This is a genomic window from Metapseudomonas resinovorans, assembly GCF_002003485.1.
Lineage (GTDB): Bacteria > Pseudomonadota > Gammaproteobacteria > Pseudomonadales > Pseudomonadaceae > Metapseudomonas > Metapseudomonas resinovorans_D.
Map to the genome: position 1 here is coordinate 1 of NZ_BDMA01000075.1, position 12,719 is coordinate 12,719.

General features: G+C 63.4%; 13 protein-coding genes. 8 read left to right on the forward strand and 5 right to left on the reverse strand.

Annotated elements, in window-relative coordinates:
* Positions 1-223 precede the first annotated feature (223 nt).
* Positions 224-580 (reverse strand): 6-carboxytetrahydropterin synthase QueD, encoded by a 357-nt coding sequence (gene queD, locus MnOB_RS20860; protein ID WP_036997744.1) that lies wholly within the window; start codon positions 578-580, stop codon positions 224-226.
* A 117-nt stretch (positions 581-697) separates the two neighbouring features.
* A complete protein-coding gene (norR, locus tag MnOB_RS20865) occupies positions 698-2,248 on the reverse strand; it encodes a nitric oxide reductase transcriptional regulator NorR (protein WP_077526133.1) in 1,551 nt (516 codons plus the stop codon).
* 150 nt (positions 2,249-2,398) lie between these two features.
* On the opposite strand from norR, the gene hmpA reads away from it, so the two are divergent.
* From hmpA to MnOB_RS20880, 3 genes are read left to right on the forward strand one after another with little or no spacing between them, the layout of a single operon-like run.
* The gene (hmpA, locus tag MnOB_RS20870) at positions 2,399-3,580 is read left to right on the forward strand and encodes an NO-inducible flavohemoprotein (RefSeq protein WP_077526134.1); all 1,182 of its coding nucleotides are present in this window, start codon (positions 2,399-2,401) and stop codon (positions 3,578-3,580) included.
* A 56-nt stretch (positions 3,581-3,636) separates the two neighbouring features.
* Positions 3,637-3,894: a transmembrane sensor/regulator PpyR gene (locus tag MnOB_RS20875; protein ID WP_077526135.1), complete on the forward strand. Its 258-nt coding sequence runs from the start codon at positions 3,637-3,639 to the stop codon at positions 3,892-3,894.
* The gene (locus MnOB_RS20880) at positions 3,881-5,071 is read left to right on the forward strand and encodes an NnrS family protein (RefSeq protein WP_077526136.1); all 1,191 of its coding nucleotides are present in this window, start codon (positions 3,881-3,883) and stop codon (positions 5,069-5,071) included. The genes MnOB_RS20875 and MnOB_RS20880 overlap by 14 nt, the downstream gene beginning before the upstream one ends.
* Here the strand turns inward: MnOB_RS20880 and MnOB_RS20885 are convergent.
* Both MnOB_RS20885 and MnOB_RS20890 read right to left on the reverse strand, forming a co-directional pair.
* Positions 5,023-5,919 (reverse strand): hypothetical protein, encoded by an 897-nt coding sequence (locus MnOB_RS20885; protein ID WP_077526137.1) that lies wholly within the window; start codon positions 5,917-5,919, stop codon positions 5,023-5,025. The two genes, MnOB_RS20880 and MnOB_RS20885, sit on opposite strands and share 49 nt — an antisense overlap.
* Before the next feature lie 32 nt (positions 5,920-5,951).
* A complete protein-coding gene (locus MnOB_RS20890; protein WP_077526138.1) occupies positions 5,952-7,031 on the reverse strand; it encodes a patatin-like phospholipase domain-containing protein in 1,080 nt (359 codons plus the stop codon).
* A gap of 170 nt (positions 7,032-7,201) precedes the next feature.
* On the opposite strand from MnOB_RS20890, the gene MnOB_RS20895 reads away from it, so the two are divergent.
* Genes MnOB_RS20895 through MnOB_RS20910 form a run of 4 tightly spaced genes read left to right on the forward strand, consistent with a single transcriptional unit; the run spans position 7,202 to position 9,811 of the window.
* Positions 7,202-7,510, forward strand: a complete 309-nt coding sequence (locus tag MnOB_RS20895) for a PepSY domain-containing protein (RefSeq protein WP_077526139.1) — start codon at positions 7,202-7,204, stop codon at positions 7,508-7,510.
* Positions 7,510-7,824 (forward strand): PepSY domain-containing protein, encoded by a 315-nt coding sequence (locus MnOB_RS20900; RefSeq protein WP_077526140.1) that lies wholly within the window; start codon positions 7,510-7,512, stop codon positions 7,822-7,824. Before MnOB_RS20895 ends, MnOB_RS20900 begins: the two co-directional genes overlap by 1 nt.
* Positions 7,824-8,492, forward strand: a complete 669-nt coding sequence (locus tag MnOB_RS20905; RefSeq protein WP_077526141.1) for a response regulator transcription factor — start codon at positions 7,824-7,826, stop codon at positions 8,490-8,492. The genes MnOB_RS20900 and MnOB_RS20905 overlap by 1 nt, the downstream gene beginning before the upstream one ends.
* Positions 8,489-9,811: a sensor histidine kinase gene (locus tag MnOB_RS20910; protein WP_077526142.1), complete on the forward strand. Its 1,323-nt coding sequence runs from the start codon at positions 8,489-8,491 to the stop codon at positions 9,809-9,811. The genes MnOB_RS20905 and MnOB_RS20910 overlap by 4 nt, the downstream gene beginning before the upstream one ends.
* Positions 9,812-9,958: 147 nt before the next feature.
* On the opposite strand, the gene MnOB_RS20915 is transcribed toward MnOB_RS20910, so the two are convergent.
* On the reverse strand, positions 9,959-11,593 hold the full coding sequence (locus tag MnOB_RS20915; RefSeq protein WP_077526143.1) for a methyl-accepting chemotaxis protein: 1,635 nt from the start codon (positions 11,591-11,593) through the stop codon (positions 9,959-9,961).
* A 273-nt stretch (positions 11,594-11,866) separates the two neighbouring features.
* Between MnOB_RS20915 and MnOB_RS20920 the strand changes: the two genes are divergently transcribed.
* On the forward strand, positions 11,867-12,697 hold the full coding sequence (locus MnOB_RS20920) for an undecaprenyl-diphosphate phosphatase (RefSeq protein ID WP_077526144.1): 831 nt from the start codon (positions 11,867-11,869) through the stop codon (positions 12,695-12,697).
* The last annotated feature ends 22 nt before the right edge of the window (positions 12,698-12,719 follow it).

The following is a 12,719-nucleotide window of genomic DNA, read 5'->3' on the forward strand; positions in this document are numbered from 1 at the left end:
ATCGCCGATGGTAGTGTGGAGCTTCTCCATGTGAGAGTAGGTCATCGTCAAGCTTCTATCCCAAACCCCCGAATCGTGAAAACGGTTCGGGGGTTTGTCTTTGTACGCGGGAATTATCGAGGCGTGTCCAAGCGAGCCACTCGAGCCGCTTGAAGCAAAAGCACGAAATACACGCCCATGAAAAAGGCCACCTATAAGGTGGCCTTTTTGCATTCTGGATCAGTCAGTCGCCGCGGTACTCGCAGCCACTGGTGCAGGTCTCATGGATGCGAATGCGGGAGAGTTCCGGCAGCAGGGGCTTCAGTTCCTGCCAGATCCACTTGGCGAGAACTTCGCTAGTGGGGTTTTCCAGGCCGGGGATTTCATTGAGGTAGTTGTGATCGAGCTGCTCGTAGAGCGGCTTGAAGATTGCCTTGAGCTCGGAGAAGTCACGAATCCAGCCGGTGTAGGGATCGGGCTCGCCTTCGATATAGATAGCCACACGGAAAGAGTGGCCGTGAAGGCGACCGCACTTGTGGCCAGCGGGCACGTGAGGAAGCCGGTGCGCGGCTTCGAATATGAATTCCTTGAAAATTTCCACAGAAGTAACGCTCTTGAAGTGACGGCCAGAGACCTGGCCAAAGCAGGAAAGCCTCGATTTTAACAGCTCTCCGACCACCTGACCGAAAAGACAGGCGCTGTCGGACGAGCTAGCCCTTCATTTGATTCCCAGCCGCTTGGCTAGGCGCAGCAGGTTGGCTCGATCCAGCCCCAGTTCGCGGGCTGCCGCGGCCCAGTTCTGCTGTTGGCTCTCCAGGCTGGCCATGATCAGCCGACGTTGGTACTGATCAACCGCTTCGCGCAGATCGCCTACCGCTGCAATGGCGGGGGCTTCTACCGCGTTGCTGGCCACAATCGGCTGGCTGCTCGGCAGTGCGAGATCGCTGGCCGTCAGAGTGAGGATGCGTGGTCGCTCGACGCAAGCGGCCAGCGCCTTGAGGGCGGCGCGTCCGATCAGGTGCTCAAGCTCTCGCACGTTTCCGGGCCAGTCATAACCAAGCAAGGCTGCCTGGGCATCCTGGCTCAGGCGCAGGCTGCGCAGCCCCAGCCTCGCGCGATTCTCTTCGAGGAAGAAACCTGTCAGCAGCAGCACATCGCGACCACGCTCGCGAAGCGGAGGGACGCGTAAGGGATAGACGCTGAGCCGGTGATAGAGGTCGGCCCGGAAACGACCGGCGCGCACTTCCTCCGCCAGGTCGCGATTGGTGGCGGCAATGACGCGCACGTTGACTCGGTGCTCCCTGTCCGAGCCCACGCGTTGCAACTGTCCGCTCTGCAGCACGCGCAGCAGCTTGGCCTGGATCGCCAAGGGCAGTTCGCCCACCTCATCGAGGAACAGCGTGCCTTCGTCGGCCAGTTCGAACTTGCCCTTGCGATCATTCACCGCGCCGGAGAACGCGCCGCGAACATGGCCGAAGAGTTCGCTCTCCACCAGGGTGTCGGGTAGGGCCGCGCAGTTGAGGCTGATCAGCGGATGTCGGGAGCGCAGTGAGCGACCGTGGATGGACTGGGCCACCAGCTCCTTGCCGACACCGGTTTCGCCGCTGATCAGCACCGTGAGTTCGCTGCCGCCCACCAGCTTGATCTCTTCTACCAGGGCCTTGTGTGCCGCGCTCTGGCCGATCATTTCCTGCGAGCGGACCTGGCCAGCCGCCTGGCGATAGACCTCCGCCAGCTGTTGTTCGTCCTGGGCGCGGCGGGTGAGGGTTTCCATGCGCTCGGTGGCTTTCACCGTTGCAGCGGCCAGACTGGCGAAGCCTTCGAGCACTTCCAGATCCTGCCCGTCGAACCGCGATGGGTCCATGGCATCCAGAGTCAGCACACCCCAAGGGCGGTCATCCAGGTAAAGCGGGCAGCCCATGCAATCGTGGACTTCCAGATGCTCCTGATGCCCCTCCACCAGACCGTCGTAGGGATCGGGCAGGCCGCAGTCAGCGGCGAAGCGGGTAACGCCGCGGTTATCCATCAGAGCCTGTAGACGAGGGTGCTCGGAAACTTTGAAGCGTCGCCCCAGGGTGTCCTGGCTGAGGCCGTCCACCGCCATTGGTACCAATTGATCACCGTCCAGGCGGAGCAGGGCAGTGGCGTCACAAGGCAACAGTCCGCGCAGGGCTTCGAGGAGGCGTCGATAGCGTTCGCGCTCGGGAAGCTCCCGGGACAGATCGCTGACGAGGGGAATCAGCGTCTGTAGGAAAGGATGGGTTGTCATTATGACTCCTGCATGTCGATATGACTCGTCTGGAAGTGTAGTCAAAAAAACACATAAAAATATAACTTATTGATTTTAAAGGGTTAAAAAGTTGGCACGAAAGCTGGAATAGGAAAGGCAGAAAGACACAACCCAGATAGCGGAGTCCATATGCTCACCAGCCAACAACGTGCCATCGTCAAATCCACCGTTCCCCTGCTGGAGACTGGCGGAGAAGCGCTCACCAGTCACTTCTACAAGATCATGCTGGGTGAGTTCTCTGAAGTGCGCCCGCTGTTCAACCAGGCGCATCAGGCCAGCGGTGATCAACCGCGCGCACTCGCCAACGGCGTGCTGATGTATGCCCGTCACATCGACCAGCTCGAGGCACTCGGCCCGCTGGTAGGCAAGATCATCAACAAGCACGTGGCCCTGCAGGTGCTGCCGGAGCATTATCCGATCGTGGGTAGCTGCCTGCTGCGCGCCATCCGTGAGGTACTCGGCGCCGAAGTGGCGACTGATGAAGTCATCGAAGCCTGGGCCGCTGCTTACCAGCAACTGGCCGACCTGCTGATCGGTGCCGAAGAGGAAATCTACTCCGCCAGCGAAGCCGCCCCCGGTGGCTGGCGTGGCGCCCGCTGGTTCCGCCTGGCACGCAAGGAAGCGGAAAGCGCAGAAATCACTTCCTTCTACTTCGCCCCGGAAGATGGCGGCGAGCTGATGGAGTTCATCCCCGGCCAGTACATCGGCCTGCGCCTCAATCTGGATGGCGAAGAAGTGCGCCGCAACTACTCGCTGTCCGCTCTCGGCAACGGCCGCGAGTACCGCATCAGCGTCAAGCGCGAGCAGGGTGGCCGGGTGTCCAACTATCTGCACGACCAGTTCCACGTGGGTGACCGCATCGAACTGTTCGCCCCGGCTGGCGACTTCGTCCTTCGCCCGAGCAGCAAGCCGCTGGTGCTGATCACCGCCGGCGTGGGCATTACCCCGGCACTGGCCATGCTGGAAGCTGCAGAGGAAAGCGGCCGGCCGATTCATTTCATCCACTGCGCACGCAATGGCGCCGTGCATGCCTTCCGCGACTGGATTGACGCGAAGGTAGCCGCCATCCCGCAGCTCAACCGCTTCTTCTGCTACAGCGAGCCCCATGCTGCTGACCAGCCCGATGCGACCGGCTTCCTCAGCCGCGAGCAACTGGGTGACTGGCTGCCTGCCGAGCGCGACGTGGATGCGTACTTCCTTGGGCCGAAAGGTTTCATGACCCAGGTGAAGAAGCACCTGCGCGATCTGGGCGTACCCGAGCGCCAATGCCACTACGAGTTCTTTGGACCGGCTGGCGCCCTGGAGGCCTGACCCCAGCCGCCCGGCGCCAAGGCGGCGCCGGGCCTTCAACCGAGGAGTGCAAGATCATGATCAGTCTGTTCGGATGCCCCCCGCGTTTGCTGCAACTGTCTCATCTGTTCCTCTGGGCCGGCTTGCTCCAACTCGTGCTGGGCATCGCCGGCGCTTACTACCTCGAGGCTCACCTCGGGCTGCTGACGCTCCTAGGCGCCCACGGAATGGTCATTCTCGGGCCGACCCTGATCAAGCTCGGCTACGTCATGCGCCTGACCGCGCAATATCAAATGCGCAAGGAAGAGCGAGGGCTGGCCTATGCAATTGCTTGATGCTTCCCGCGAACTGGCGATCCGGCCGCTCTGGCGCCTCGGCTTCCGCCCCTTCTTTCTCTTCGGTACGGCTTTCGCCCTGGTGGCCGTGCTTATCTGGCTCCTGGCGCTCCATGGCCAGACCCACGCATGGCAGCCAACCGGCGGCTGGCTCGCCTGGCACCGGCACGAAATGGTGTTCGGTTTTGGTGGCGCCATCATCGCGGGCTTCCTGCTGACCGCCGTACAGAACTGGACCGGTAATCCCGGTTTGCGCGGGCCTGCCCTGGCCGCCTTGGCGATGCTCTGGTTGGCCGCGCGACTGGCATGGCTAATGGGTGCGCCGGTGGCGCTGGTGATTGCCCTCGAGCTGACGTTTCTGCCTGCTGTCGCCTTCGTGATGGGACGCAGTCTCTGGCGTGTGCGCCAGCGCAACAACTACCCGGTGGTAGTGGTGCTGACCTTGCTCGCGATTGCCGATGCGCTGGCGCTCTGGGGACTTGCGAGCGGCAGCGATGCACTTCAGCGCCAGGGTGTGCTGACCGCGCTCTGGCTCATCGCAGCGTTGATGGGGTTGATCGGTGGTCGAGTGATTCCCTTCTTCACCCAGCGTGGACTGGGGCGTGTCCAGCAAGTGAAGGCGTGGCCATGGCTGGACTGGAGCATGTTGCTGGGCGGCGTTCTGCTGGCTGCAAGCTTCGCTGTCGGCATGGGGCTGCAGCCAGATCCGTGGCTCGCCATTCCCTGTTTAGTCCTGGGCTTGGGAAATCTACTGCGCCTCGTGCGCTGGTACGACGGCGGAATCTGGCGGGTCGTTCTGCTCTGGCCGTTGCACCTGGCTTTCGCCTGGTTGGCTGTGGCGCCATTGGGATTGGCCGCCTGGCACCTGGGCATTCTGGGCAATCCGAGCCTGGCCCAGCACGCATTGGGTGTTGGCGCGATGGGGGGATTGATCCTGGCGATGATCGCTCGGGTGAGCCTGGGACACAGTGGCCGGCCGCTGGAACCGTCACGCGTGATGGGGTTGGCCTTCGCCTTGCTCAACCTGGGAGCGCTCGCCCGTGTGATCCTGGTGCCGCTGGCCGGGTCCGCAGCACTCTGGCTGGCCGCGCTTTGCTGGATAATCGCCTTTGCCTTGTTCCTCAGGTACTACGCGGTGCTGCTGTGTACGCCGAGGCTCGACGGCAGACCGGGTTGATCCGGTTCCGGAGTCATATACGGGGCCGGGCAAGCATTCAACATGTCGCGCAGGTGGCGAGCGATGTAGTCCTGGAATCGCGCGTCGTTCCAGTACTCCAGGTGGCTCAAGGGCGTATGGCGGCGGAACCACGAACCCACCGCCAACGGCCGATCTTCATGCACCACCGCGGCATAGCCCTGAACCGGCCGCAGCGGGTAGCCGAGCAAGTCCGCCGGTGCATAGACGTTCAGCCAGCGGGCGGCCCGTGTCAGGCGTTCGTCGAGGCAGTGACCCGGAAAGCGGATCGGCTGTACCGGATCGTAGGCGAAGGTGAAAAGCGGGATGTTGCAGCCGAAGGTGACCAGGCAGGCCAGGGTCTCCATGGCGAGGAAAGGATCACGCGGGCAGCTCGGGGTGGCGTTGAGCTTCTGCTGGTCCCAGATGTAGTTGGAGATGATGTGCCCGCCCAGCGAATGGGCCAGCACCACCAGCGGGGTGTTCGGCTCGACCTTGGCGCGCAGTGCGTTGAGTCCGTTGCGCATGCACTGGTGGACCTGCTCGTAGGTGTTGTCGTACGCCTGGCTGACTTTGCGGTAGCCGCCGGCATCACCAAGGAAGAGGGTGACCATGCGACGCATCCAGCGCCAGCGCACCGGTTCCTGTTCGAGCTTCTCCAGGTAGGCGAGCTCGCGTTTGTCTAGCACATTCGCCCAGTAGAGCGACTGGAACGCGACATCCTCGGCCTCGACGCCCAGTCGCTTGCGCAACCCGGCGATCAGTCCTTGGGCAAAGGCGTGCTGCCCCTCGAGGTTCCGCGCGTCCTGCTGATTGCCGATGCCATGGATGATGGCCACCGCGAGTTTCATCCCTGTACTCCTTTCGCTCCGTGCGTCTCAGGTCAGAGGTCCTGTAAGCGCTCCCCGAGTTTCCCGCTGTCCGCCAGTTCGAGGAACTCGTCGCCTAGTCGCTGGCTTTCGGCCATGGCCTTGCGCCAATAGCGTTCGCGTCCGGCATCGTCGCCGAGATAGCGCTTGAAGTCCTTGCGATCTGGCAGTTTGCCATGAGGCAGCGTGGCCAGGTACTCGCGCGATGGAGAAATCAGCAGCACGTCCTGCAGCCGCTCCGCATCGCCCTTGCGCCAGGGCAGGCCCTTGTCGAACCAACCGGGCACCACCTTGTCGGTGAAATGCGGATAGAGGACCACGCCGCCCGGGTTGTAGGGCAGGTCCAGGTGATAGTCGAGCAGGCCGCCATCGCGGTAGGTGCCCGGTCCGGCGCCCGGGATGTCGCGTACGCCTTCCATCACCATGGGGATTGAGCCCGAAGCGAGGAGGGCATGGCGCAGGTTGCTCGTGTCCAGCGTGTGGTACCGCGAGGGGAAATCCGACAGCGCTGCCAGCGGTGGTGCCTGGCGCGCATCGTGGAGAATGACCCGCTCGAAGTGCCGGGCCAGGTGCGGACGGCCCAGCAGGTTGCTGCCGATCACCGATGACAGCCCCAGCCCCAGTGCACCGCGACGGTCATGGGCAAGCAGGCCATGGCTTTTAACCACCACCACGTTCAGGCGGTAATTGGTGTTGGCCAGTACCTGGGCGTCCTGACCCTGGAGCAGGTCGTCCAGCATCAGACCGCAGAGGCGGCTGACTTCCGCCATGCTCACGCCCTTTGGAAAGCGCTGGCTGGTATAGAGCTCCCCCAGTCGGCGGATGCCGTCGGCGGCGTCCGGGAGGCAGGCGCTGGCAAAACGCCAGGAACCGATGGAGGCGCCGATCAGCGCGCGTTCGCGCGGTTCACGCGGCAGCCAGTCGCCGAACAGCGCCAGGTCCAGGCCCTGGATACCCAGCGCCTTGGGTCCGCCTGCCGCACCCGGCAGGATGCCTACATCGGCCGGCTTGAGGCCCTGCCCACGAATGTGTGCCTGGGCGCGGCGTCCGGCGCGCAGGGTGAGGGCGGGGAACTTGATCTGGATGGCGCTCATGCGGGGCTCCTGAAAGCAAGGCAGCGATTATAGTGGCGACCCCGTCAAGGCCAAGCTTCTTCAGGCTATGAATGATCCTTCCCAAGTCTTAATGCGAATTCAGCTTCAATTAAGTCGTCCCCGGTATCTTGAACCCATCGAAAGCACACATTCCTCCGAGGATATAACCCATGAAGAAGCTTGCCGCCCTGTTCACCCTTGCTACTCTCGCCGCCACTGCCGGTATTGCCCAGGCGCGTGACCTCGGCCCGGATGAGGCCCTGAAGCTGCGTGACGCCGGCACCATCCAGTCGTTCGAGAAACTTAATGCCGCAGCGCTGGCCAAGCACGCCGGCGGCACCATCAACGAAACCGAGCTGGAAGAGGAATACGGCCGCTACATCTACCAGGTCGAGCTGCGCGACGCCCAGGGCGTGCAATGGGACCTGGAGCTTGATGCCACCAATGGCCAGATCCTCAAGGATCACCAGGACGACTGATGCGCTGGATCCTTCGCTACAGTGGGATCATCGCCCTGATCCTGGCCGTCTTCGCCCTTGAGGCGATGGCCAGGGACCTGGATCAGGACGAGGCCCTCCGGCTTCGTGAAGAGGGTGTCATCCTGCCCCTCGACCAACTGTTGCGCAGCGCCCTGGGGAATTACCCCGGGGCGCGCCTGCTGGAGGCCGAGCTGGAAGAGGAAGATGACGTCTACATTTACGAGGTCGAACTGGTCACTGCCGATGGCACGGTGCGTGAGCTGGAACTGGACGCCCGCGACGGGCGCATTCTGAAGGACGAGGAAGACGACTGATGCGGTTGTTGCTGGTAGAGGACCATGTACCCCTGGCCGATGAGCTGACCACCAGCCTCGGTCGCCAAGGCTATGCAGTGGACTGGCTGGCCGACGGCCGCGACGCCTTGCACCAGGGGGCCAGCGAGCCCTATGACCTGATCATCCTGGACCTCGGCCTGCCCGGTAAGCCCGGGCTCGAGGTCTTGCAGGAATGGCGCGCGGGCGGTCTGTCTACTCCGGTGCTGGTGCTCACTGCCCGTGGTTCCTGGGCTGAGCGCATCGATGGCCTCAAGGCCGGCGCAGACGACTACCTGACCAAACCTTTCCATCCCGAAGAGCTGGCCCTGCGTATCCAGGCCTTGCTGCGGCGTGCCCACGGGCTGGCGAATCAGCCGCAACTGGAAGCCGCAGGCCTGCAACTGGATGAAGGGCGTCAGTGCGTCAGCCGCAATGGCGAGGAGGTACAGCTCACCGCTGCCGAATTCCGGCTGCTGCGCTACTTCATGCTGCACCCCGGCCAACTGCTCTCGAAGAGCCACCTGGCCGAGCATCTGTACGACGGCGAGACCGAGCGGGATTCCAATGTGATCGAGGTGCATGTCAATCACCTGCGACGCAAGCTCGGCCGCGAAGTCATCGAGACGCGACGAGGTCAGGGCTATCGCTTCACCGGTGAGGGCCGATGAGGTCGATCCAGCGCCGACTCAGCCTTGGGTTGATCGGCGTGCTGGTGGTGGTGGGGCTGGTCCTGGCGCAGACCAGCCTCTGGTTGTTCGACCTGGGACTGCGACGTTATCTGGCCGAAGGGCTGCGTACCGAGGCCGAGCTCCTGCTGGGTTCGCTGGTGCGTGGCCAGACCGGCATTCAGCTTGACGAGAAGCGGCTCAACCCAGCCCATCAGCAGCCTTATTCCGGCCGCTACTTCATCATCGAACTGGATGACGAACCCTGGCGTTCGCGCTCGCTTTGGGATGCCGAGCTATCCATGCCGCCAAGCAAGGGGCTGGCCGAAGGGTTGCTGCCAGGACCCAACGATCAGGAATTGCTGGCCTGGCGCGGAGATTACCGCCGCTTCGGTCGCCAGGTACGAATCGTCGTCGCCCAGGACTACACGCCCGTGTTGGAAAGCTTTCGCCGCGTGCGCTGGATGGGGCTGGCCCTCGGCGTAGCCGGATTGCTGCTGATCCTCGGCTTGCAGCGCATTACCGTGCGCCGGGCCTTGCGTCCGCTGGAGGAGGTTCGCCAGCAGATCGCCCAACTGCAGCAGGGGCAGCGCAGCGAGCTGGATAGCCAGGTGCCGGCGGAGCTGGAGCCCCTGGTAACGCAGATCAACCGGCTGCTCAGTCACACCGAAGACACCCTCAAGCGCTCGCGCAACGCCCTGGGCAACCTCGGCCATGCGTTGAAGACGCCACTGGCAGTGCTGGTCAGTCTGGCCAACCGGGAAGAGCTGCGCGACCAGCCGGAGCTGCGCGCGATCCTGCGCGAACAGCTGGAGCAGATCGAGCAGCGCCTGGCCCGAGAGCTGGGACGTGCACGTCTCGCGGGCGAGGCCTTGCCTGGAGCACATTTCGATTGCGCCGAAGAACTACCAGGCCTGTTCTCCACCCTGGCAATGATCCACGACCGTGGGCTGGACCTGGACTGGGACGTTCCTGAAGGGCTGCGCCTGCCCTGGGATCGGGAAGACCTTTTGGAGCTGCTGGGCAACCTGCTGGATAACGCCTGCAAATGGGCGGAAACCCAGGTCAACCTGACGATCCGTGGCGGGGCGGACGGTTACAACCTGATGGTGGACGATGACGGCCCGGGCATTGCCGAAGACAAGCGTGAGGAAGTCATCGGCCGTGGTGCGCGCCTTGACGAGCAGGTTGCAGGACACGGCCTGGGGCTCGGCATCGTGCGGGACATCGTCGAATCCTGGAACGGCCGCTTGAGCCTGCAGGAAAGCCCGCTGGGTGGATTGCGGGTACGCATCGAACTCCCTGCAACAATGACGCCGTAGAGGCGTTGCTCCTGTAGGGGCGATTTCAATCGCCAAGCGGACAGAAGGTTCGCCCTGTCCAACCGATGGGGCAGCTGCGCTGCCCTTGGCGAATGAATTCGCCCCTACATGGATTGCAGGTCATCGCATCAGCGCAACCAGCAGCGGCTATACGCGGAATTGTCCCAGCAGTTGGTTAAGCTGCTCGGCCAGTTGCCCCAGGCGCTGGCTGGCGCCTGTGGTCTGTTCGGCCGCGCTGGCGCTGTCGTGGGCCAGGCCGGCAGCCTGGGTGACATTCTGGTTGATGTCTTCCACCACGTGGGATTGCTGCAACGTGGCGCTGGCGATGGAGGCGTTGAGCCCCGTCAGGGTGCGCAGCACCTGGGCGATCTGCGCCAGGCTCTCGCCGGCCTGGCTGGCCTGATCCACCGTGGCGCGGGAAGCCCGGCTGCTTTCGTCGATCACCTGGACCGCCGCCTCGGAGTTCTGCTGCAGGCGTTCGATCATGGTCTGGATTTCTGCCGTCGACTTCTGGGTCCGCTGGGCCAACAGGCGGACTTCATCGGCCACCACGGCAAAGCCACGGCCCTGCTCGCCGGCCCGAGCGGCCTCGATGGCGGCGTTCAGTGCCAGCAGGTTGGTCTGCTCGGCAATGGAGCGGATCACTTCCAGCACGCTGCCGATCTGGGCGCTTTCCTGGGCCAGCGTCTGGATGACGTCCACCGCCTTGGTGATGGTGGTGGAGAGCTGGTCGATCTGCCGCAGGCTGCTGTCGATGTTGTCATGCCCCTGGCGCGCCTGCTCCTCGGCGTGGCGCACTTCACTGGCGGCATGCTCGGCGTTCTTCGCCACGTCCTGCACGCCGTAAGTGACTTCGTTGATGGCGGTGGCCACCTGCTCCATTTGCAGGGATTGCTGCTCGCTCTGGCGCAGCCCGTTGCTGGCGATACCATCCAGGTTGCTGGCGGCCTGGTCGAGGGCGTTGGCCGCGTCCAGGGACTGGCGAATCACGGTCCGCAGCTTCCCGGTAAAGGCATTGAAATGGCTCCCCAGGGCGGTGATTTCGTCGCGGCCGTGGGTGTCCAGGCTGCTGGTGAGATCGCCCTCGCCGCTGGCAATAGCGGACATGGCGGATACCACTTCGTTCAGCGGCCGGGTGATGCTGCGGGCGATGACGACGACCAGCAGCGCCATGACGATGGCAATGGCCAATCCCACCAGCGAGGCGCGCATGGCCTGGGCACGGAACTCCACCTGCATGTCGTCGATGTAGATGCCCGAGCCGATCATCCAGCCCCAGGGTGCGAACAGCTGCACGTAGGAAACCTTCGGCACCGGGTCGCTGGCGCCTGGCTTGGGCCAGCGGTACTCGACGAAGCCTGCGCCCTGAGTCTTGGCGACGCGCACCATCTCATTGAACAGGGGCTTGCCGTCCGGGTCCTTGTAACCCGAGAGGTCCTGGCCCTCCAGCTTGGCGTTGGCCGGGTGCATGATCATGCGCGGCGTCAGGTCGTTGATCCAGAAGTAGTCGCCCCTGTCATAACGCAGGACGCGAACCGCTTGCATCGCTTGTTTCTGTGCTTCTTCGCGGGGCAGGGTGCCCGCGGCTTCCTGCGCCTGGTAGTACTGCAGCACGCCCACCGCGGTCTCGACCACGTGGCGGGTCTTCTGCTCCTTGCCCTGGTAGAGGTCGTCGTAGATTTGCTGCAGCATCAGCACGCCGAGGGTGACCAGCATGAATACCGCGACGATGAGGATCAGCCAGAGGCGACGACTGATCGGCAGGTTGCGCAAGCTGTGCATGGGGCGGGAACTCCTGGTTTCTTGTTATTGGATTTCGTGCCTGAAGCAGAACAGTCCGTGTAGCGGATCTCAATCAGCCTTTAGCCGCGATTTCCATTTGGCTCTCTGTTAGCATTTCGGCGCTTCGGGGCAAAGCTGAAGGCTCGTTCGTCCCCGGAACCCGTACGCCAGCGCCCGGTCTCATCGCCGGAACCGCACGCTTGCGGCACCCGCTACCGGCACATACGTAATGAAAAGGCCGCCAGAAGAGCGCGCCTTGAGGGGAGATTTTCAATGGATTTGTGGACGGCCATGCAGGCCATCATTCTGGGGATTGTCGAAGGCCTGACGGAGTTCCTGCCGATCTCCAGCACCGGCCACCAGATCGTGGTCGCGGACCTGCTGGGTTTCACCGGTGAACGGGCCATCGCCTTCAATATCATCATCCAGCTGGCGGCCATCCTCGCCGTGGTCTGGGAGTACCGGCGCAAGATTCTCGATGTCGTCGTCGGCCTGCCGACCCAGCGGAGCGCCCAGCGATTCACCCTCAACCTGCTGGTGGCCTTCTTCCCGGCCGTGATCCTGGGTGTGGCGCTCTCCGACATCATCCACCACTACCTGTTCAACCCCATCACGGTGGCTTCGGCCCTGGTGGTCGGCGGCGTGGTCATCCTCTGGGCGGAGCGGCGCCAGCATCGCGTTGAGGCCGAATCGGTGGATGAGATGACCTGGAAGCACGCCCTCAAGGTCGGCTGCGCCCAGTGCCTGGCGCTGGTGCCAGGTACCTCGCGCTCGGGCGCAACCATCATCGGCGGCCTGCTCTTCGGCCTGTCGCGCAAGGCGGCGACTGAGTTCTCCTTCTTCCTCGCCATGCCCACCATGGTCGGCGCGGCGGTCTACTCGGGCTACAAGTATCGTGACCTGTTCCAGCCGAGCGACCTGCCGGTGTTCGCCCTGGGCTCCGTGGTGTCGTTCATTTTCGCCATGATCGCCGTACGTAGCCTGCTGAAATTCATCGGCAGCCACAGCTACGCGGCGTTCGCCTGGTACCGCATCGGCTTCGGCCTGCTGATCCTGGCGACCTGGCAGTTGGGGCTGATCGACTGGTCTACCGCACAGCCCTGATTGGTTTGATGCATCGGGAAGG